Consider the following 19,904-nt stretch of genomic DNA (forward strand, 5'->3'; position numbering starts at 1 on the left):
AAGGCGGCGTGTCTGACACACCGCATGACAAGGTCAAACCAGATGCAACGCCGTCAACAGCATGTCGATGGCCTTGATGCCCACAAACGGCACCAGCAACCCGCCCACCCCATAGATCAACAGGTTGCGGCGCAACAACGCCGCCGCGCTCGCCGCCTGCACGCGCACGCCACGCAGGGCCAGTGGAATCAGCGCCACGATGATCAAGGCGTTGAACACGATGGCCGAGAGAATCGCGCTCTGCGGACTGCTCAGGTGCATGATGTTCAGCACCCCCAGTTGCGGGTAGATCGCTGCGAACAGTGCCGGCAGGATGGCGAAGTACTTGGCCACGTCGTTGGCGATGGAAAAGGTCGTCAACGCGCCGCGTGTCACCAGCAACTCCTTGCCGATCTGCACCACGTCCAGCAGCTTGGTCGGGTCGCTGTCGAGGTCGACCATGTTCGCCGCCTCGCGTGCTGCTTGCGTGCCGTCGTTCATCGCCATGCCCACATCAGCCTGAGCCAGCGCCGGAGCATCGTTGGCACCGTCGCCGCACATGGCGACCAGACGACCATCGTTCTGCTCATGGCGAATCCGCGCCAGTTTTTTCTCCGGCGTGGCTTCGGCCAGGACGTCATCCACACCCGCCTCGGCAGCAATCGCGGCAGCCGTCAGCGGGTTGTCGCCAGTAACCATGACGGTGCGAATGCCCAGCTTGCGCAGCTCGGCAAAACGTTCACGGATGCCCGGCTTGACCACATCCTTGAGGTGGATCGCGCCCAGCAGCTTGCCCTCGGCGCAAACCAGCAATGGCGTACCGCCGCTCTGGGCAATCTTGTCGATTTCACGGGACAGCGACGGGGCCAGATCGGCGCGCTTCAGACCGACGAAAGCGAGCAGCGAATCCACCGCCCCCTTGCGATACACACGGCCCTGATAGTCGACGCCGGACAAGCGGGTTTCGGCGCTGAACGGCACGACGCTCAGCAACTCAGGGGACGGCTCCGGTTGCGGATGCAGGCCGCGCAGGTATTCGACGATGGATTTGCCTTCAGCAGTGTCATCGGCCAGCGAGGCGAACAGCGCGCCCTCGGCCAGTTCCTTGCCGCTCACACCTGGTGCTGCGTACACGGCGGTGCAACGACGGTTGCCGAAGGTGATGGTGCCGGTCTTGTCCAGCAGCAGGACGTGCACGTCCCCCGCCGCTTCCACGGCGCGACCGGACTTGGCAATCACGTTCAGGCGCACCAGACGGTCCATGCCGGCGATGCCGATGGCGGACAACAAACCGCCAATGGTGGTCGGGATCAGCGTGACCAGCAGCGCCACCAGGAACACCAGCGGCAGGCTGCCGTTGGCGAAGTGGGCAAATGGTTGCAGGGTGACGACCACCAGCAGGAAGATCAGGGTCAGGCCAATCAGCAGGATATCGAGTGCTACTTCGTTCGGGGTTTTCTGGCGTTTGGCGCCTTCGACCAGCGCGATCATGCGGTCCAGGGTCGACTCACCGGGGTTGGCGGTGATGCGTACCAGCAGCCAGTCGGACACCAGTCGCGTGTTGCCGGTGACCGCCGAACGGTCGCCACCGGACTCACGAATTACCGGAGCGGATTCACCGGTAATCGCGGCTTCGTTGACGGCGGCGATGCCTTCAATCACCTCGCCGTCGCCGGGGATCATCTCTCCAGCTTCGACGCGCACCACGTCATCCTTGCGCAGGCTGGTGGCGGGCACCACCTGGAAGGTGCCATTGGACGTTCTGCGCCGGGCGCTCAGGCCTTCGCTGCCCGCCTTGAGGCTGTCGGCGCGGGCCTTGCCGCGACCTTCGGCCAGTGCCTCGGCGAAGTTGGCGAACAACACAGTGAACCACAGCCACAGCGCGATTTGCGCGGCGACGTAGGTGGGCACGGTGCTGTCAGGGATCAAGCACAGCACGGTGGTCAGGATCGCGGTCAGTTCGACCACCAGCATCACCGGCGCGCGCTGCAATTGCCGAGGGTCGAGCTTGACGAAGGCTTGGACCAGCGCCGGACGCCACAGGGCAGCGATTGCAGTTTTCGGTTGCTCCGGTGCCTTGACGAGCACCGGCTTGTTTACGGGCATATTCATCATCTGCTCCTTAGAAGCCCATGCTCAAATGTTCAGCGATAGGACCCAACGCCAGGGTTGGCAGGAAAGTCAGGCCGCCCACCAGCAAGATGGTCACGGTCAGCAAGGTCACGAACAGCGGGCCGTGTGTCGGGAAGCTGTTCTGGCCGATCGGTGCGGTTTTCTTCATCGCCAGGCTGCCGGCCAGGGCCAGTACCGGGAGGATGTAACCGAAGCGACCGATCAACATGCCAAGGCCGAGCATCAGGTTGTGGAACGTGGTATTGGCACTCAGACCGCCGAACGCCGAGCCGTTGTTGGCACTGGCCGAGGTGTAGGCGTAGAGCAACTGACTGAAGCCATGAGGACCGGGGTTGCTGATGGTGCCGGCAGGCCCGGGCAGGCTCGCGGCAATCGCACCGAGGACGAGCACGCCCACCGGCATCACCAGCAGGGTCACTACCAGCAACTGCACTTCCTTGGCCTGTAGCTTCTTGCCGAGGTATTCCGGAGTGCGGCCAATCATCAGGCCGGCGAGGAACACCGCGATCAACACGTTGAGCAACATGCCGTAAAGACCGGCACCGACGCCGCCGAAAATCACTTCGCCGACCATCATGTTGACCAGCGCGACCATGCCACTCAGCGGGTTGAGGCTGTCGTGCATGCCGTTGACCGAACCGTTGGAGGCTGCTGTCGTCGTCACCGACCACAACACGGTGCCAGTGGTGCCGAAGCGTGCTTCCTTGCCTTCCAGCGGCGCGGTCTGCTCGACGGCGGCGTTGGCGAGGGTTGGGTTAGGCTGGTATTCGGCCCACATCGAAACCGCACCGCCGATCAGGAACAGCGTCAGCATGCAGGCCATGATTGCCCGGCTCTGACGCAGGTCTTTCACGTAGTGGCCGAAGGTGAATACCAGCGCGACCGGGATCAGGATGATCGACGCCATCTCGAACAGATCGCTCCAGGCGGTCGGGTTCTCGAATGGGTGTGCCGAGTTGACACCGAAGAAGCCACCACCGTTGGTGCCCAGTTGCTTGATCGCAATCTGGCTGGCGGCCGGCCCCAGTGGAATAACCTGATCAACGCCCTGCATCGTCACCGCATTGACATAGTGCGCGAAGGTTTGTGGCACGCCCTGCCACACCAGGAACAGCGCCAGCAGCAGGCACAGCGGCAGCAGGCCGTAGAGGGTAGCGCGGGTCATGTCGACCCAGAAGTTGCCCAGGGTCTTGCTCGATTTGCGGCCGATGCCGCGGCACAACGCAACCAGCACCGCGAGGCCGGTGGCGGCGCTGACGAAGTTCTGCACGGTGAGGCCGACCATCTGACTCAGGTAGCTGAGGGTTGCTTCGCCGCTGTAGGACTGCCAGTTGGTGTTGGTCATGAAACTGACGGCGGTGTTGAACGCCTGCGTCCACTCCTGGCCCGGCAGGTTTTGCGGGTTGAGCGGCAAGTGATCCTGGAACATCAGGATCGCGAACAGCAACAAAAAGCCCGCCAGGTTAAAGGCGAGCAGGGCCAGGGTGTATTTCTGCCAGCTCTGTTCGGCCTGCGGATCAACGCCGGCCACCCGGTAGCAGCCTCGCTCGACCGGACCGAGAATCGGCGACAGCCAAGTGCGCTGACCTTCCATTACCTTGTAGTAGAAACGCCCCAGAAACGGTGCCGGGATCAACACCACGGCAAAGAAGGCCAAGATCAGCCAATAGTCATAACTGTGCATAGCCGCTCCTAGCCCCGATCCGCGCGCAATAGCGCAACCAACAGATAAATGAACAGCCCCACTGCCAGCAGCAGTGACACCCCGTCCAGAACACTCATGGAAGTTCTCCGTGTTACGGCGTATTGCCGCTTGTGGCGCCATTGTCCGCAGGGTGGCTGTAAAGGAACGAGAGCGAGGGGGTTGGCGGGGCATAAAGAAAGCGTAAAGATCGGGTTTACGGCTTGGTTACTCGAATCTGATCAATAACGCGCTTGCGCAACCCCGCGACTGCCCACAAACTATGCACATTTGCACTATCGACTTATAGAAAAAGGCTGGTCAACATGCGCATCCTCATCACCGGCGGTGCCGGTTTCATTGGCTCGGCCCTGATTCGCGAACTCATTCGGCATACCGAACATGAAGTGCTCAACTTCGACAAGCTGACCTACGCTGGCAATCTCGAATCGCTAAATGACATCGCCACCAACACTCGTTACGAGTTCGTTCAAGCCGATATCGTTGATCAGGCAACTGTTAGCGAAGTGCTGACGCGCTTCCAACCTCACGCGATCATGCACCTGGCAGCAGAATCCCACGTTGACCGCTCCATTGACGGTCCGTCGGATTTCATCCAGACCAATATCGTCGGCACATACAGCCTGCTGGAAGCAACCCGCGCCTATTGGCAGACGCTCGCAGAGCCCGAAAAAAGCGCGTTTCGCTTCCATCACATCTCAACCGACGAGGTCTATGGCGACCTGCACGGTGTAGATGATCTGTTCACGGAAACGACACCCTACGCTCCAAGTTCACCCTACTCCGCCAGCAAAGCGGCATCCGACCACCTGGTCCGTGCCTGGCAGCGCACCTATGGCCTGCCCGTGCTGCTGACCAATTGCTCAAACAACTACGGTCCGTTCCACTTCCCCGAGAAGTTGATTCCGCTGGTCATCCTTAACGCCTTGGCGGGCAAATCTCTGCCTGTGTATGGCAATGGCCTGCAAATTCGCGACTGGCTGTTTGTCGAAGATCACGCCCGGGCGTTACTCAAGGTAGTCACCGAAGGCACAGTCGGTGAGACCTACAACATCGGCGGTCACAACGAACAAAAAAATATCGACGTGGTACGCGGCATATGCGCTTTACTCGAAGAGCTGGCGCCGCAAAAACCTGAGGGTGTCGCGCAGTATTCGGACCTGATCACCTTCGTCCAGGATCGCCCGGGTCATGACCAGCGCTACGCGATTGACGCAAGCAAAATAGAGCGTGAACTGGGCTGGGTGCCCGAAGAAACATTCGAGACCGGCCTGCGCAAAACCGTTCAGTGGTACCTGGATAATCTGGAATGGTGCCGCCGTGTTCGCGATGGCAGCTATCAAGGTGAACGCCTCGGTGCCATCAATACTCGGGAGCTGCTCGCATGATGAAAGGCATTGTTCTTGCTGGCGGGTCGGGCACACGCCTGCATCCGATCACACTCGGCGTCTCCAAACAGCTTCTGCCGGTCTATGACAAACCGATGATCTACTACCCGATCTCGGTGCTGATGCTGGCGGGCATCAAAGACATTCTGTTGATCTCTACACCGCAGGATCTGCCGCAGTACCGCAACCTGCTGGGTGACGGCAGTCAGTTCGGAGTGAATTTCAGCTACGCGGAACAACCATCGCCGGATGGCCTGGCCCAGGCCTTTCTGATTGGCGAAGAATTCATCGGTGATGATCCGGTGTGCCTGATCCTCGGCGACAACATTTTTCACGGCCAGCACTTTGGCGAGCAGTTGAAATGCGCGGCCGCACGCTCCTCTGGCGCAACGGTATTTGGCTACTGGGTCAAAGACCCGGAACGCTTCGGGGTGATTGACTTCGACAGCGAAGGCCGCGCGTTGTCGATTGAGGAAAAGCCGAAAAAGCCCAAATCAAGTTACGCCGTCACTGGCCTGTATTTCTACGACAACGATGTGGTCAGGATCGCCAAGGCGGTGAAACCTTCGCCTCGCGGCGAGCTGGAGATTACCGACGTCAACAATGCCTACCTCGAACGCGGTGATCTGCAGGTTGAGCGTTTCGGGCGCGGTTTCGCCTGGCTCGACACCGGCACCCATGACAGCCTGCTTGAAGCCTCCCAGTACGTGCAGACCATCGAGCACCGCCAGGGACTGAAAGTCGCTTGCCTCGAAGAGATCGCTTACGAAAGCAAGTGGATCAACCGGGAGCAATTACTGGAACGCGCCCGCTATTTTGGCAAGACCGGCTACGGCCAGTATCTCGCCAAGCTGGCCGAGGAGAACAATGAAAATACTCATTAGTGGCCAGCATGGTCAGGTCTCGCGCGAGTTGCAGCGACGACTGGGGGCGGTCGGGGAGTTGATTGTGTTAGGTCGCGATCAAATGGACCTGGCCCACCCCGATCAGATTCGCCAACAGGTACAATGCGCTCGACCTGACCTGGTCATTAATGCGGCCGCTTACACGGCCGTTGATCAGGCTGAAAGCGATCAGCAATCAGCCTTCGCCATTAACGCCGAGGCACCGGGCATCCTTGCCGAAGAAGCGCTGGCGCTGGGCGTACCGCTGATTCATTACTCAACGGATTATGTGTTTGACGGCAGCAAGGCAACGCCTTATGTCGAAGACGATGCCCCCAACCCGCTCGGTGTCTATGGCCACAGCAAACTCATGGGCGAAAGGGCAATCAGTGAGGTGCAGGGACAGCATCTGATTCTGCGCACCAGCTGGGTCTACTCAACCCATGGCCGCAACTTCCTGCTGACGATGCAACGCCTTTTGCAGGAAAAACCAGAATTGCGCATTGTGGCTGACCAGATCGGGGCACCGACCTGGGCGGGCGCAATCGCCGACAGCACCCTTGCTCTGATCGAGCGTTGGCAGACGGGAAACGCCGGGGCCTGGGGTACTTATCACTTGACGGCAGAGGGTGAAACCTCCTGGTTTGGCTTTGCCCAGGCCATCGGCGATGCGTTGCGCGAACAGGGCGCGCGTTGCGCAAACCTGCTGCCAATCCCTTCCAGTGACTATCCGACGCCAGCTGCCCGCCCCCTCAACTCACGCCTGGACTGCACTCGCCTGCAACGCGAATGGGGTGTAAGTCAGCCTGACTGGCTAAGCGCGTTGCACGACTGCCTCGCCGAGCAAGCCTGAACACGACCTGTGGGACCAGCCTGATCGCAATAGCCGCCTAACAGCCAACACAGCGCAGGTACGGCTGTCATATCAGGCATAGAATGGAACCACTGCGAAAATAAATCGCTCAAAGTGGTATGCATGTTGGTCAGCGAACCCTCGCTGACCGGACTGCCCCTCAAGGAGAGCCTTATGCCCTGGTATGCCTGGTTGATTCTGGTCGTTGCAATCGGCTCGATCGTTGGTGGCTTGATGATGTTGCGCGACACCGCCACCAAGGTCGACATGACCGAAGAGCAGCGCAAACGCGTGGCCGAACGCAATGCGGAAATGGATGCCAAGGAAGCGCAGGACCGCTGATAAACAACCCCGCCATGACTGGCGGGGTTGTTTTTTTCCGCTCCGCCCCCCTGAATAACCGACCCGTCATTATCCGTGCCAGCAATCGAGCCGCCCTTCTACGAAGATCGACGCATCTGCATGCTTTTTAGAAGTAGAAGTACAGTCACCATTTAACTTTCCTTGGTTAAGATGGTGCATTGTCGCGGAGATTCGAGATGCGTTACTCGCAGGACCACAAAGCCCAGACCCATCAACGCATCATCAAGGAAGCCTCGGCACGTTTTCGCCGCGATGGTATCGGCGCGACTGGCTTGCAGCCTTTGATGAAAGCGCTGGGATTGACGCACGGGGGCTTTTATTCGCACTTCAAGTCCAAGGATGAATTGGTCGAAAAGGCCCTTTTGGCTGCGGGCGAAGAAGTTGAGGGGCTTTGCGTCGAACTGTTCGCCCAAGAGCATCCACTGGAAGCGTTCATCGACACTTATTTGTCAGAATGGCACCAGACCTCCCCGCATGAAGGCTGTCCACTACCGACCATGTCTTCAGAGCTCGGGCTGCGTGGCCAACCGAGCTCCAGCAGTGATGCAATACTTAATGCACGACTCCAGCAGGTACAAAGCACCCTTGAAGGCGAAAACAGTGCCGAACGCAGTATCGTCATCATGTCGACACTGATAGGAGCATTGCTGCTGTCACGAAGTGTCGAGAGCCCCGAACTGGCCCAGCGGATTCTCGACGTCGCTCGCAACCATCTCAAGCAATCGCGTGATTAGCTCTCCCAACGCTTGAACAGCACGCTGGCATTCACTCCTCCAAAGCCGAAGCCGTTAGACAGCGCATACTCAATAGGCATTGATCGCGCCTGACCATGGACGATGTCCACACCTTGCGCAGCTGCGTCAGGGGTTTCGAAGTTGAGGGTGGCGGGCACGATCTGATCGCGAATCGCCAGAAGGGTAAAAATGGCTTCCATCCCGCCGGCTGCGCCGAGCAAATGGCCAGTGGCCGACTTCGTGGCTGTTACCGCTATCCCGTTATCCGTACCGAACAATGTCTTGATCGCCGCCAACTCCCCCAAGTCCCCAACCGGAGTCGAGGTTGCATGAGCATTGAGGTGCTGAACCTGCTTGGGCGTAATACCCGCCTGAGCCAACGCCAGCGACATCGCCCGCAGAGCACCGCTGCCATCCTCCGGCCCGGCGGTCAGATGATACGCATCGGCACTCGTGCCATAGCCCACCAGCTCTGCAATGGGCTGAACACCCCGGGCCAGCGCATGCTCCAGCGACTCGATCACCAGCAGACCGGCGCCCTCCCCCATGACAAATCCATCACGAGCACTGTCGAAGGGCCTCGAGGCACGCTCCGGCGTTTCGTTGAAACCACTGGACAAGGCGCGAGCCGCAGCAAACCCGGCAAGGCTGACGCGATCAATGGCGGCTTCCGCACCACCACACACAGCGATGTCCGCCTCCCCGCAACGAATCAGTCGCGCCGCATCGCCAATGGCCTGCACTCCGGCCGCGCAGGCAGTGACCGGTGCGCCCAACGGACCTTTGAAGCCATGCTGAATCGACACATGACCGGCCGCCAGATTGACCAGAAACGAAGGAATGGTGAACGGCGATAAACGCCTCGGCCCACGGCTGTCGGTGGTACGTACCGCCTCGGCAATGGCACCGAAACCGCCGACGCCCGAACCGATGATGGTTGCCGTACGCTCTTGGGCATTGGCATCCATCGCTTGCCAACCTGCTTGTTCCAGCGCCTGGCGTGCCGCTTCCATCGCAAACAGGATGAAGCGGTCCATCTTCTTCTGTTCTTTTGGCGGTGTGGCAAGATCGGGGTCGAAACCAGCTTCGGCGTCCTCCGCCATAGTCGGCACTGGGCCACCAACCTTGGCTGGCAGATCGGCTACCACCTCATCCGGCAACTTGCGCAAACCCGAATGCCCCGCCAGCAATCTCTGCCAAACGAGCTCGACGCCGCTACCCAGCGGAGACACCAGGCCCATTCCTGTTACAACTACTCGACGATTACTCATAGGCGCCTCACTTATACCGGGCAGCGGCTTTGTCTTTCGACAGATTCGGTGCCATAACATGACGGGCCGCCACGAAAGAGGCCCATTCGCCTGCATCGGGCAGCGAAGGAATGGTGATCAGTTCACCCTGGTCCAGGCCGGACAGTGATGCATCGACCATCTCCCCAGCCTCCATAACCATTTCAGCCGGGATGTGTGAGGCATCGATTCCCGAGCGCTCCCAGATTTCAGTACGCGTGACCCCTGGCAACACCGCCTGAACCTTGACCCCTGTGCCTTGCAACTCGGCATCAAGCGATTGGGTAAGACTCAGAACATACGCCTTGCTGGCGCTGTAAGTTGCATTGAATCGCTCCGGGAACAACGCCACTACCGAGGCAATATTGATGATCGTGCCGCGCCCGGCCTTGGAAAAACTGGCGGCTGCAGCAGACGCCAAACGTGTGACGGTGGTGATGTTCAGCTGAATCAAGCGCTCCAATTGGTCCATGTCAGCGTTGGCTAACAGCCCATCGGCTGCGACGCCAGCGTTATTCAACAGCAGGGCGATGCTTGAATCAGTACGCAGGCGCTGTTCGAGCTTGATGACATCGCCCTTCAGCGTCAAATCCGCCTTGAGCACTTCGACCTTGATGCCATGGGCGTCACGCAACTTGCTCGCCGCAGCCTCCAGACGCGGCTGATCTCGAGCCACCAACAGCAGATCAAAACCACGCGCTGCCAAGCGCTCGGCGTAAATTGCGCCAATACCGGACGAAGCGCCGGTGACGAGGGCCGTACCTTGGGTCTGGACAGAATTCATGAGCGTGCTCCTGGGTTATAGCGAAAGCAGTATCGCGGTGGACTGCCAATTTATTATAGCTATAATTTAAAGTAAATATGATAGCGGTAATTTAAAAAATGGACAAATGGACAATCCTCATCCACGATCTTTTGTCGACTCAATGTTGCATGGGCTACGTCAATTACTTGGCGAGCGCAGCGATTGGAATCAATACGCCATGGCGCGCCCCAGCCACTATTAAGTTTTTTCGATGAGTGTCAAAAGTCTGTAGGAATTTGTCCGTTTCCATCGTCAATATCTTGCCGTAACAATTTAGATACGCGAGAATGGGAAATATTACCAAATATTTTTCAGCTCCAGCGTTGGCGGATACCTATAAAGTGCTCCTTAACGGTAGCTGAGTTTTGTAACTTGAGGACTTCATGAACTTCCCTGCAAAAATCCATCGTGACAGTGAACATCTCGAAATTGACATTGCAGAATCTCTTCGGCTTTTATGGAAGCAGCGAGGTATTGTTCTTCTATTTTCCGCTCTCTCCACAGCGGTCGCAGTGACTTATGTTTTATTGGCTCAGCCGCAGTACAAAGTCCAAAGCTATATCAGACCTGTCGCCTCAGCGAGCCTGGACACACTGAACGAATCCGGCCTTTACAAACTCAAGCCAGAAGACGCTTTACGACGCGTAGGTTCCTCTATGGAGTCCTATGACGTACGTTTGACATTTTTCAAACTCAACCCGGAGTTGCTAGCGCCATTACAAGTGCCGGGACAGACACTCGAAGAGCTGTTCGAAAAATTCAATTCAAAGGCCTTTACCATTGATGCGATCGACCCTAAAAAAACCGCAAACCTTTCTGAAGCTATCCAACTTGGCGTAGAGTATCCGGCCGGCGTCGACGGTGTTGCTATTGCCAATAAGTTCACCGACTTTGTCGTCAAACGCGAAAAAGAAAAAGTTGAGTCTGACTTAAAAACTCTTATTGCTAACCGCACAGAAGATATAGAAAGAAAGTTAATCTCAAAAAAAGCAGCATACGACGCGGAAAAAGACTCAAAAATCGCGGAACTGCTTGAAAAAGATCAGCTGAAAAAAGAAACACTTCAAGATGAACTGAAAGCGCTGCGCCAGCAATTACAAAGCCGTCGACAAAATCGTATCAAGCAATTGGATGAAGCAATAACAATCGCCAAGAAACTGGGCATTGTTACTCCAACCACGCCGTCAGCCCTGGGCGACTCAAACGAAACCAGACAAGGCAACATGATTCGGACAGAGGTAAGCAACCAACAAATACCTCTGTATTTCATGGGACAATCAGCACTTGAGGCTGAACGTGGAACACTGGTTTCCCGAAATTCCGATGACTTTACAGAGCCACGTGTCGATGAGATTCAAAAGGAACTCAGTCTCCTCACCAACAACCGTCAAGTAGCTCTCTTGAGACAACGTAGTAACGAAGAACTGTTCCTGAAAGGCTTAGGTGAAATACGCGAAGAGTTAGCACACCTGAAAAGCCTGCACATCGACTTCGATCAATTTAATCTGGTGGATATAGACAAAATTGCATCGCCTCCTGAGGCACCTATAAAACCAAAGAAAGCGTTGATCGTCGGCATTGGCTTGATGCTCGGCCTATTACTTGGACTTATGGTCGCCATGGTGCGAGGAATTACACTCTTGAAAGAGCAAAAAAACGAAGCCTGAGACTATGTGTTCCACTTGATAGATGGATAATATTCTAACTTTTTTATTATAAAGGGAGAGATAGACTCATCGCTCCCTTGCAATCAATCTTTGGCACACGCGAAAACGCTTCTCACGTCCCAAAAAAAGGCCGATCAATGATCGGCCTTTTTGCTTACTCTCGTGATTAATTCACTTCTAGCTTGTCACGGTTTCTTTCCAGAATCGCCTTTCCAATCCCCTGGACTTCCAGCAGCTCATCCACCGAGGTGAATGGTCCGTTAGTTTCACGATACGTAACAATTGCATTGGCCTTGGCCTCACCAATACCGGCTAACTCACGGTGAAGCGTCGATGCATCCGCCCCATTGAGATCAACCTTAGCGCTCGTTACCCCTTTGGTGGCAGCCATTACCACGGAAGGCTCAACCGCACCGGGCTTGGCTTCCGGTGCAGCGAGGACGGCCGTAGAAGCACTGCTCAAGAGAGCAAAAACCAAGGAGTAGAAATAGCCTGTACGCATAATGAAGCTCCATGACATCAATTGAAAGAAGCAGCTTTTCCGAAGCTGCCTTCCAAATTTAGTTGATGTCGTGGAGCTGTCAAAAGTGTGTTCGTTACAGGATATGAAACAATCAGGGTTCCAGGCGCCGTTGCTGGTAGATCCAGTCAACGATGTCACCATCAGGCGTGTAACCGCTTACGGTATCGCGAAGCAACTGGCGGACCTTGGTATAGTCATCTTGCTCGACCGCGACCAACAGCTCGCTAAGCCTTGCCTTGAGTACATCCCAGCTGAGGTAGTCTTCGCTGGCAGTCATGATCATCGGATGCTGGGTCGCTGCAACGTTGTCACCAATCAGCAACTCCTCATACAGCTTTTCACCAGGACGAAGGCCTGTGAATTCGATGGAGATATCACCTTGCGGATTCTTTTCGGAACGGACACTCAGACCTGAAAGGTGAATCATTTTCTCGGCCAGTTCGACAATCTTTACCGGCTCGCCCATGTCGAGTACAAAAACATCGCCTCCCAAGCCCATCGAGCCCGCCTGAATCACAAGCTGGGCGGCCTCCGGGATGGTCATGAAATAGCGCGTAATCTTCGGATGAGTGACAGTAAGAGGCCCACCCAACTGGATTTGCTTGTGAAATAGAGGGATGACCGAACCGGAAGAGCCCAATACGTTGCCAAAACGCACCATCGTGAATCGAGTTTTGTTGACACGCGACACATTAGAAGTATCGCCAAACAATACGGGGGCTAGTTCCTGACTCAAAGCCTGAAGCGTCATTTCAGCCAAACGCTTTGTACTACCCATCACGTTGGTGGGCCGTACAGCTTTGTCTGTAGAGATGAGTACGAAGTTATCGACCCCTGCCTGCAGGGCAGCTTGCGCAGTATTTAGAGTGCCAATGACATTATTCAGTACGCCTTCAGCAATATTGTGCTCAACCATCGGCACATGTTTGTAAGCTGCAGCGTGGTAAACCGTATCCACGCGCCAGGTCTTCATGACATCCAGTAGCTTGTCCTGGTTGCGTACGGAACCCAGAATGGGGAGCACCTTCACGGCCAAGGACTCGCGCGCGATACGCTGCTCCAGTTCCGACAAGATGCTGTAGAGGTTGAACTCGCTGTGCTCAAACAGCAGCAGTGTACGAGGCCCCAAAGTCAGGATCTGACGGCAAAGTTCAGAACCGATCGACCCTCCAGCGCCTGTTACCAGGACCACCTGTGTCTTGATACAGTGTTCAAGTAGATCACCCTGTGCAGGCACCGCATCACGACCAAGCAGGTCGGCGATGTCAACTTCCTGGATGTCATCTACCTTTACGCGCCCACTGGCCAGGTCCATAAAGCCGGGAACACTACGGACATGCAAGGGGAACCCTTCGAGATATCCAAGGATTTCGCGGCGGCGCCCACGATTGGCCGACGGAATGGCCAGCAGAATTTCCTGAGCGCCCGTGGCATCGATCATCCGCTGAATATGCTTAGGCTTGTAGACCTGCAGCCCTGAAATAACACGGTCGGCAATACTGCCATCGTCGTCGATAAATGCCACTGGACGCATTACACGTCCCATTCGCAACGCTGCAACAAGCTGATTCCCCGCCGCGCCAGCACCGTAGATAGCAACCTTGGGCAGTCCATTGTCCCGGCTCGTAAATGGTACGTGCTGAGCAGCAGTAAACCAGTCGCCAAGGAAATACTGACGCATGGCCAAGCGCAAACCGCCGATCATCAGCAAACTCAACCACCAATAATTAAAGATGATCGAGCGAGGAACGACATTCTGATGGTTGCTGTACCAATAGACCACCACGCCAAGGATAAGCGCCGAAAGGCTCACGGCCTTTACAATTTCGATCAGCGCATCGTTGCCAAAATAACGCAGTACGGCACGGTACAACCCAAACCGAATGAACAGGGGTATCGCCACAACAGGAGCGCACAAGAACAGCCATGTGTGATCCCTGAGAGGATTGATAATCTCATCAACCCCCAAACGTACGACAAATGCCAACCAAAGCGCAGCCCAGACCAGCAATACATCGGTCACAACTTGCATCAGCCTTTTTTGCCGACGAGGAAGCTGGAGTAGCCATTGGCGAAGCATTTCAATATCCTTTTCTAATAAAGCAGGCGACAAGCTTATAGCTCAAGCGATTTTATCTCAAACGCCTTCAAGGGTTACTCCCCCCCACCGCCAAGCGAAAAACACTGAGTAAGAACCAAACCCGATCAACGCTCGCGTTGACCCGCCTTGAACCGCAAGGCCAACACAACCAGCGGTGCGTAGGCGATCAGCAGAGCGGTAAAACCATCGACTTTACCCATAGTCACCAGTATGCCAATCGGCAGCAACCAAATTACATTGATACAGCTAACCGACAGGGTGACAGGCCGGTGGCCACCATACCGTCGGGTGGCAAATTGATAGGCGTGACTGCGATGAGCTTCGTACACCTTGTCGCCCCTTATCAGTCGGACAAACAAGGTACAGGTTGCGTCAACGATGAATACGCCCAACAGAATCAGCCATCCCCACAACAATACCGGGTTCACCCACGCAGCCTGCAGAGACAGAAAACCGAGTGTAATACCGAGGAAACCGCTGCCCGCGTCGCCCATAAAAATACGCGCGGGTGGAAAATTCCAGTAGAGGAAGCCTGTCACAGCCAGCGCAAGGGCTACCGGCCCCCAGACAAAATCGAGATTGCCGGAAATAACATAGAGAAGCGCACCGCCAAGGCAAACAAATATTGCCTCCAGGCTCGCAAGCCCGTCGATTCCGTCCATGAAGTTGTAAAGATTCAACAACCAGACTAGATAGAAGCTTGCAAACAGGTAGCCCGCCAAACCCAGATTCAAGGCCATACCGAAAAAGGGAATAGCCGGCAACCCATTGAGAAGTACCACCCCAATGATGGCGGCAGTAAAGTGCCCCAATAGCCGCCAGCGAGCGGGAATATGACCGTGATCGTCGAGAAAACCTACTACTGCAACGAGGCCGCCCGGAACAATTACAGCCCATGTCACCCCCCATGCCAGCTCGCCCGTCCAGGCGAGAAAAAGAGCACTCACTACAAAGGAGAGAACGATTGCCACGCCCCCGCCCCGCGGGGTGGGCAACACATGAGAACTGCGTGCATTGGGCACATCAATAAGACTATTTGACAATGCATACCGACGCAGTACGGCGGTGCCCAATAGCGATCCAGCCAGCGCCAATGGCAAAATCCAAAATAAACTTGTCATCAACGCTGTTCCAAAAAGTCTTTAGCGGTTCTTTTCAAAGCTTCTTCTACTGATACAGGTGGATTCCACCCAAGAAGAGACTTGGTTTTCTGAATATCGACCTGCAGCGACCCACACAATCTTTGCGATAACGATCGACGTCCAAGGGCTACAGCGCCCAATACCAGTAACGACGAGGGAATGGGGACAAGACGACTCTTGACGCCAAGGGCATCAGCTGTCCGTGTCAATAGTTCGGTAGTAGAAAGGTCAATACCGTCGCTGACCAAAAATGCTTGCCCGGCTGCATCAGGGTGCTCCAGACAGACTAGAATCAAACTGACAAGGTTTTCGATCGATACCAAGCTACGCTTATTGAAAATGGCTCCGAAAGGTAGAGGAATGCCTTTCTGAAGCCAGCCCATCATATTTCTAAAGTTAGCTTTGACACCAGGCCCATAAATCAAGGTAGGGCGAATGATGACAACTTCCATTCCGGTTTCGGTTGAAATTTTACGGAGCGCTTCTTCCGCCTCCTGCTTGGAAACCCCATAAGGATCGGAAGGTGCTGGGCAATCATCTGCCTTGAAAGGATGCCCGGCGGCCGTACTCTCACCATTCACTTTAATGGAGCTAATAAAGACAAACCGCTTCACACCGGCAACAGCAGCTTGTCGCGCAAGATTAATCGTACCCTCGACGTTAACCTTCCTGAACTCCGCCAATGCATCGGCAGCGACCTCCTTCATTACATGCACCCTTGCAGCAGCATGAACAACCAGAGCCGCATCCTTTAGTCCATCACTCCAATCGGTGTTGGACGATATACCGGGGATGATAAACGAATTTTCCGCAAGCACATCGTTGCGCGGAACTGAGCGTACAGCAGAAATCGGCATATACTTCTGATGATTTTTCAGGGCCTTGACCAACGCCGACCCTACAAACCCGGTAGCGCCAGTCACCACGATTCGCAAAGGCCCTTGAACTGTCTCGATAGTCAATTGAAAAACCTCTTGTACTCGCTAATTAACAATTCGGAACAGGCTTGAGAACCAAAATGGCTTTTCGCACGCTTCCGAGCAGCGTCGCCCATAGCAGACTGCAACGCCGGTTTACCCAATACCGAAAGGATGCCGGCCTGCAGTGAGGCAGCATCTTTGAGGGTAACCAAAACACCAGTTTCACCATCTACGATGGCATCAGACAATCCATAAATATTAGTCCCTACGGTCGGAGTCCCCATCGCTGCGGCTTCAATAACGACCGTACCAAATCCTTCTCGATAACTTGGCAAGCATAGTAGATCCGCAAACGCCATGTACTTTTCGGGCTCGTCTGAATACCCAACAACTTTGATATTATCGCGCACGCTGGCATCAGCAACCCGATTTACAACTTCCTCACCAGCCGACTCAAAGGGGCCGACAAACACTAAAAACACATCAGGGTCTTTACGGACTATTTCATTAAAGGCAGTTATCAGCTCTTTAATACCTTTGTCAGGTGTAATCCTTCCGACGAACAGCAATATCTTTCCGGTATCAGTGATTTGCAACTCATTGCGCATGGCACGGAATTCTTCAGCACTGTAACGAGAGGAATCGAACCGCTGAAGATCAATACCGGCAAGCGAACCAGCCCCTAACACCGATATTTTTTCTGCCTTTATAATCCCATTAGATACAAGAAAATTCTTTTGACTTACACTATCTGCATAACAATGAGTATTCAGGCTTGCAATAACTTTATCACACAGTTTGAGGATCGTTCGTTTCACGCCACTCATCGTGACCCACGGCTGACCTGTAAATGTATGCAACCGTACGCCAGTGCCTGCAAGACGGCCGGCGATAGCACAGAGCAGCCCGGCTTTGGGGGTGGTTGAATGAACAAGATCAAATTTATTTTTCTTAAAAACGCGGATTAACGATACTAAACTCAAAAAATCCTGGATCGGATTGATTTCCCGTTCGATATTGACCGGAATATATGTTGAGCTTTTACTCGCCGCTAGGTCTTCACTCAACTCGTCGCTACTTGCGATCACGGTAACCGCCATACCAGACGCACTCAAGGCATCGATCTGCGCGCTTAACTGGGTCAACACGAAGAACGGCACTGTCGAAACCCGAGCGATTTTTAATTCATCAGCCTGCATTGCAATTTCCCTCTCACGCTTTGGCGCCAACCAATGCCCTGCACCGAACAGGTAAATCCAACCGCTCGCAACCTGCAGGACACGCCAAAAAATAGGCTGATATTTTGTAGCAACTAGAACCAGAACACAATCGATATGACGATTATCGGATTACCGGTTTTCCTCAAAAAGTTCAGCAACAGCGATAGGCACTTCTCTTTCAGGCTTGAACCCGAAGACTCTTTGCATTTTGGTAGAGGGATACGAGGTTCTGGCAACCAGGGCGTCAATACGTTCCTGCGTAACCGGCAGACGAAAAAAAAGATTTAAAATACTGATCATCAGACGCAATGGGGCCTCAGGAAAACTCCACTTAGGCCTTGCGACCCCCTGAGCATCAGCTATCCCATTGATCATGTCCGAGAAGGCACAGTCATTCGAAATATTGAAAACCTCGCACTTAGATCGGACATCAAACCCACATAGCATTAACGCGGCAACGACATCATCAACATGCACATAAGTTGCGATAGCTGTTTTTTTCGAATTACCAACATAAAAAAACTTACCTTTACTTACAAACCGCCCCAACTGCCGAAGGGAGTTATTAGACATGCTTTTGCCAAACACATTGGAGGGCCGTAAAATTGCATAGCTGTAGAACTCATTCCCTCGGTTCTTTACGACAAGGGAATCCGCAATTGTTTTTGTTTCCTCATAGGGTCCCTTCGGATTTTCGATAGTAAGTTCATCCACCAGCCGAACCGCCCCCTGGGCCGGACCATAAGCACCAACACTGCTCAATTGGACGAAGTGGACTGGACGCTCCCTGGTCGCTAAGCGATTTGCAGCTAAAACCATCAACTCTGTGGCATCAACATGCAGAGACCGCATTAATTTTTCGTCGCGGATTTCACCCGCACAATTAAATACAACATCGCACCCGGACAACAGCGCATCATAGTCAACATCAGCGCTTGTCAGGTCAGCATGTACGACCTCTACACTTTCAAAATCGCATTTAAACACCGTACGCGTCACGACTCTTACGTGATGGCCAGCCTCACAAAGACACGTAAGTAAACGACTTCCAATAAATCCTTTGGCACCCGTCAGCAGAACCCGCATCTTAAACTCCTTTATACAAATTCGTTCTATCTTCAATAACGCGCCGCCGACTGCCCCTTAAAATATTAGCGGTAATCGCACGCATGACGTAAGCCAGTTCGATCGGATAGAAAATCCATGCATAGATCCCAAATCGATCATTATAGGCGACATCAAACATCGCTATATGCAAACAAGACAAGAAAGCACAGACATAAAAAATGTATGCCTCTCTTTTATTCATCTCACCCAGCATCTTGATGGCCACTAGAAAAAACACTGACAATGAGGAGAACAACCAGAAATCCCACCTAAAGCCAGTCACATAAGCAATGTTATCAACATTACTGTAATTTATGACCAGCCCATAGCCTGATAAATAATCAAAAATCCATACAACCAATAATGAAAACAACTTAAAGTAAGACGCTAATGAAACCACCAACCACAGAGCCACAACCGAAGACACACGAACTCCGAGAACCAGATTTCTAAATACAAAAAAAGGAAAATAAACAATCGACGACTTATGAAATAGTGCTGCAACAAGGGTAAAAACCCCACCTTGCCGCCAGTTACTACGAACACTTGAAATCAAGGCCAAATTAATAAAACACATTGCAAAACCTTGCCGAATTATATTAGCCGTCAGAGAAAAGAAAAACGGATAAAATAAAACCATACCAAACACGAACAAGGACCAAGAAGATCCACGCCCAAGGACAGATTTAATCAAAGCAAAGTAAGACCACAAAAAAACAAAAGTAATAAAATAAAAAAACGAACTATAATCAAGCTGCAAAAAACAGAAGAGCTTTACGATAGCGAGAAAACCAGGTTCAAATGTCTGAAACGGATTATCCAGCCCCATCCTCATATCGTTATAAAAATTAATATAAACCGCTGTATCACCTTCAATATCAAATGGTCGATTTGAAATATCGAATGAGACGATGGCGATGGTGGTAAACACCACAAACACTTCAACAACCCGAACGATCTCTAAGTTTCGTGCAGCCGGTAACAAAGTCTTCGCTACGGCGAAAAAAAACAAGAAACCCACTATCATATAAAATGCCGTGCCGTACAGGCCAAAACTCATCATTCCTTAGCCTCATCTCACTCGAAATCATATA

Annotated in this window: 18 protein-coding genes; 6 read left to right on the top strand and 12 right to left on the bottom strand. The window is 53.9% G+C overall.

The window, feature by feature from the left end:
* Positions 1 to 33: 33 nt before the first annotated feature.
* From kdpB to kdpF, 3 genes are read right to left on the bottom strand one after another with little or no spacing between them, the layout of a single operon-like run.
* Complete coding sequence (kdpB, locus tag POF45_RS07375) at positions 34 to 2,091, bottom strand: potassium-transporting ATPase subunit KdpB (protein WP_282315440.1); 2,058 nt, start codon at positions 2,089 to 2,091, stop codon at positions 34 to 36.
* Positions 2,092 to 2,101: 10 nt separating this feature from the next.
* On the bottom strand, positions 2,102 to 3,796 hold the full coding sequence (kdpA, locus tag POF45_RS07380) for a potassium-transporting ATPase subunit KdpA (protein ID WP_282315441.1): 1,695 nt from the start codon (positions 3,794 to 3,796) through the stop codon (positions 2,102 to 2,104).
* Positions 3,797 to 3,804: 8 nt separating this feature from the next.
* The gene (gene kdpF, locus POF45_RS07385; RefSeq protein WP_259495504.1) at positions 3,805 to 3,894 is read right to left on the bottom strand and encodes a K(+)-transporting ATPase subunit F; all 90 of its coding nucleotides are present in this window, start codon (positions 3,892 to 3,894) and stop codon (positions 3,805 to 3,807) included.
* Between the two features lie 225 nt (positions 3,895 to 4,119).
* Here kdpF and rfbB point away from each other — a divergent pair, with 225 nt between their 5' ends.
* The 5 genes from rfbB (at position 4,120) to POF45_RS07410 (ending at position 8,036) form a co-directional block, all read left to right on the top strand.
* Positions 4,120 to 5,202 (top strand): dTDP-glucose 4,6-dehydratase, encoded by a 1,083-nt coding sequence (rfbB, locus tag POF45_RS07390; protein ID WP_259495505.1) that lies wholly within the window; start codon positions 4,120 to 4,122, stop codon positions 5,200 to 5,202.
* Positions 5,199 to 6,086, top strand: a complete 888-nt coding sequence (rfbA, locus tag POF45_RS07395) for a glucose-1-phosphate thymidylyltransferase RfbA (protein WP_282315442.1) — start codon at positions 5,199 to 5,201, stop codon at positions 6,084 to 6,086. The genes rfbB and rfbA overlap by 4 nt, the downstream gene beginning before the upstream one ends.
* Positions 6,070 to 6,939, top strand: coding sequence for a dTDP-4-dehydrorhamnose reductase (gene rfbD, locus POF45_RS07400; RefSeq protein WP_282315443.1), 870 nt, complete (start codon positions 6,070 to 6,072; stop codon positions 6,937 to 6,939). The genes rfbA and rfbD overlap by 17 nt, the downstream gene beginning before the upstream one ends.
* A 174-nt stretch (positions 6,940 to 7,113) precedes the next feature.
* The gene (locus POF45_RS07405; RefSeq protein ID WP_123406749.1) at positions 7,114 to 7,281 is read left to right on the top strand and encodes a DUF2897 family protein; all 168 of its coding nucleotides are present in this window, start codon (positions 7,114 to 7,116) and stop codon (positions 7,279 to 7,281) included.
* A gap of 197 nt (positions 7,282 to 7,478) precedes the next feature.
* Positions 7,479 to 8,036 carry a TetR/AcrR family transcriptional regulator gene (locus POF45_RS07410; protein ID WP_259495508.1) on the top strand — a complete coding sequence of 186 codons (558 nt, stop codon included), beginning with the start codon at positions 7,479 to 7,481 and terminating at the stop codon, positions 8,034 to 8,036.
* On the opposite strand, the gene fabF is transcribed toward POF45_RS07410, so the two are convergent.
* Together fabF and POF45_RS07420 are read right to left on the bottom strand one after the other, a co-directional pair.
* Complete coding sequence (gene fabF, locus POF45_RS07415; RefSeq protein WP_282315444.1) at positions 8,033 to 9,307, bottom strand: beta-ketoacyl-ACP synthase II; 1,275 nt, start codon at positions 9,305 to 9,307, stop codon at positions 8,033 to 8,035. The genes POF45_RS07410 and fabF overlap by 4 nt on opposite strands.
* A 7-nt stretch (positions 9,308 to 9,314) precedes the next feature.
* A complete protein-coding gene (locus tag POF45_RS07420) occupies positions 9,315 to 10,109 on the bottom strand; it encodes an SDR family NAD(P)-dependent oxidoreductase (protein ID WP_259495510.1) in 795 nt (264 codons plus the stop codon).
* A 404-nt stretch (positions 10,110 to 10,513) separates the two neighbouring features.
* Here POF45_RS07420 and POF45_RS07425 point away from each other — a divergent pair, with 404 nt between their 5' ends.
* The gene (locus POF45_RS07425; protein WP_282315445.1) at positions 10,514 to 11,797 is read left to right on the top strand and encodes a Wzz/FepE/Etk N-terminal domain-containing protein; all 1,284 of its coding nucleotides are present in this window, start codon (positions 10,514 to 10,516) and stop codon (positions 11,795 to 11,797) included.
* A gap of 166 nt (positions 11,798 to 11,963) precedes the next feature.
* Here POF45_RS07425 and POF45_RS07430 read toward each other — a convergent pair whose 3' ends face one another.
* From POF45_RS07430 to POF45_RS07460, 7 genes are all read right to left on the bottom strand, one after another.
* Entirely contained in the window at positions 11,964 to 12,299 is a 336-nt protein-coding gene (locus tag POF45_RS07430) for a ComEA family DNA-binding protein (RefSeq protein WP_282315446.1), read from the bottom strand.
* Between the two features lie 112 nt (positions 12,300 to 12,411).
* The gene (locus tag POF45_RS07435) at positions 12,412 to 14,400 is read right to left on the bottom strand and encodes a polysaccharide biosynthesis protein (protein ID WP_282315447.1); all 1,989 of its coding nucleotides are present in this window, start codon (positions 14,398 to 14,400) and stop codon (positions 12,412 to 12,414) included.
* Positions 14,401 to 14,525: 125 nt separating this feature from the next.
* Positions 14,526 to 15,542 carry an MraY family glycosyltransferase gene (locus POF45_RS07440; protein ID WP_282315448.1) on the bottom strand — a complete coding sequence of 339 codons (1,017 nt, stop codon included), beginning with the start codon at positions 15,540 to 15,542 and terminating at the stop codon, positions 14,526 to 14,528.
* Positions 15,542 to 16,525 carry a UDP-glucose 4-epimerase family protein gene (locus POF45_RS07445; RefSeq protein ID WP_282315449.1) on the bottom strand — a complete coding sequence of 328 codons (984 nt, stop codon included), beginning with the start codon at positions 16,523 to 16,525 and terminating at the stop codon, positions 15,542 to 15,544. Before POF45_RS07445 ends, POF45_RS07440 begins: the two co-directional genes overlap by 1 nt.
* On the bottom strand, positions 16,522 to 17,682 hold the full coding sequence (locus POF45_RS07450) for a glycosyltransferase family 4 protein (protein ID WP_259495518.1): 1,161 nt from the start codon (positions 17,680 to 17,682) through the stop codon (positions 16,522 to 16,524). The genes POF45_RS07445 and POF45_RS07450 overlap by 4 nt, the downstream gene beginning before the upstream one ends.
* Before the next feature lie 150 nt (positions 17,683 to 17,832).
* Positions 17,833 to 18,789 (bottom strand): NAD-dependent epimerase/dehydratase family protein, encoded by a 957-nt coding sequence (locus tag POF45_RS07455; protein ID WP_282315450.1) that lies wholly within the window; start codon positions 18,787 to 18,789, stop codon positions 17,833 to 17,835.
* A 1-nt stretch (position 18,790) separates the two neighbouring features.
* Positions 18,791 to 19,873 carry an EpsG family protein gene (locus POF45_RS07460; RefSeq protein ID WP_282315451.1) on the bottom strand — a complete coding sequence of 361 codons (1,083 nt, stop codon included), beginning with the start codon at positions 19,871 to 19,873 and terminating at the stop codon, positions 18,791 to 18,793.
* Positions 19,874 to 19,904 lie beyond the last annotated feature (31 nt).

The organism is Pseudomonas fungipugnans, from assembly GCF_029955235.1.
Lineage (GTDB): Bacteria > Pseudomonadota > Gammaproteobacteria > Pseudomonadales > Pseudomonadaceae > Aquipseudomonas > Aquipseudomonas fungipugnans.

Bases quoted from the DNA above. Each gene is read 5' to 3' on its own strand.
- kdpB (WP_282315440.1), bottom strand. From the start codon at position 2,091: ATGAATATGCCCGTAAACAAGCCGGTGCTCGTCAAGGCACCGGAGCAA.
- kdpA (WP_282315441.1), bottom strand. From the start codon at position 3,796: ATGCACAGTTATGACTATTGGCTGATCTTGGCCTTCTTTGCCGTGGTG.
- kdpF (WP_259495504.1), bottom strand. From the start codon at position 3,894: ATGAGTGTTCTGGACGGGGTGTCACTGCTGCTGGCAGTGGGGCTGTTC.
- rfbB (WP_259495505.1), top strand. From the start codon at position 4,120: ATGCGCATCCTCATCACCGGCGGTGCCGGTTTCATTGGCTCGGCCCTG.
- rfbA (WP_282315442.1), top strand. From the start codon at position 5,199: ATGATGAAAGGCATTGTTCTTGCTGGCGGGTCGGGCACACGCCTGCAT.
- rfbD (WP_282315443.1), top strand. From the start codon at position 6,070: ATGAAAATACTCATTAGTGGCCAGCATGGTCAGGTCTCGCGCGAGTTG.
- POF45_RS07405 (WP_123406749.1), top strand. From the start codon at position 7,114: ATGCCCTGGTATGCCTGGTTGATTCTGGTCGTTGCAATCGGCTCGATC.
- POF45_RS07410 (WP_259495508.1), top strand. From the start codon at position 7,479: ATGCGTTACTCGCAGGACCACAAAGCCCAGACCCATCAACGCATCATC.
- fabF (WP_282315444.1), bottom strand. From the start codon at position 9,307: ATGAGTAATCGTCGAGTAGTTGTAACAGGAATGGGCCTGGTGTCTCCG.
- POF45_RS07420 (WP_259495510.1), bottom strand. From the start codon at position 10,109: ATGAATTCTGTCCAGACCCAAGGTACGGCCCTCGTCACCGGCGCTTCG.
- POF45_RS07425 (WP_282315445.1), top strand. From the start codon at position 10,514: ATGAACTTCCCTGCAAAAATCCATCGTGACAGTGAACATCTCGAAATT.
- POF45_RS07430 (WP_282315446.1), bottom strand. From the start codon at position 12,299: ATGCGTACAGGCTATTTCTACTCCTTGGTTTTTGCTCTCTTGAGCAGT.
- POF45_RS07435 (WP_282315447.1), bottom strand. From the start codon at position 14,400: ATGCTTCGCCAATGGCTACTCCAGCTTCCTCGTCGGCAAAAAAGGCTG.
- POF45_RS07440 (WP_282315448.1), bottom strand. From the start codon at position 15,542: ATGACAAGTTTATTTTGGATTTTGCCATTGGCGCTGGCTGGATCGCTA.
- POF45_RS07450 (WP_259495518.1), bottom strand. From the start codon at position 17,682: ATGCAGGCTGATGAATTAAAAATCGCTCGGGTTTCGACAGTGCCGTTC.
- POF45_RS07455 (WP_282315450.1), bottom strand. From the start codon at position 18,789: ATGCGGGTTCTGCTGACGGGTGCCAAAGGATTTATTGGAAGTCGTTTA.
- POF45_RS07460 (WP_282315451.1), bottom strand. From the start codon at position 19,873: ATGATGAGTTTTGGCCTGTACGGCACGGCATTTTATATGATAGTGGGT.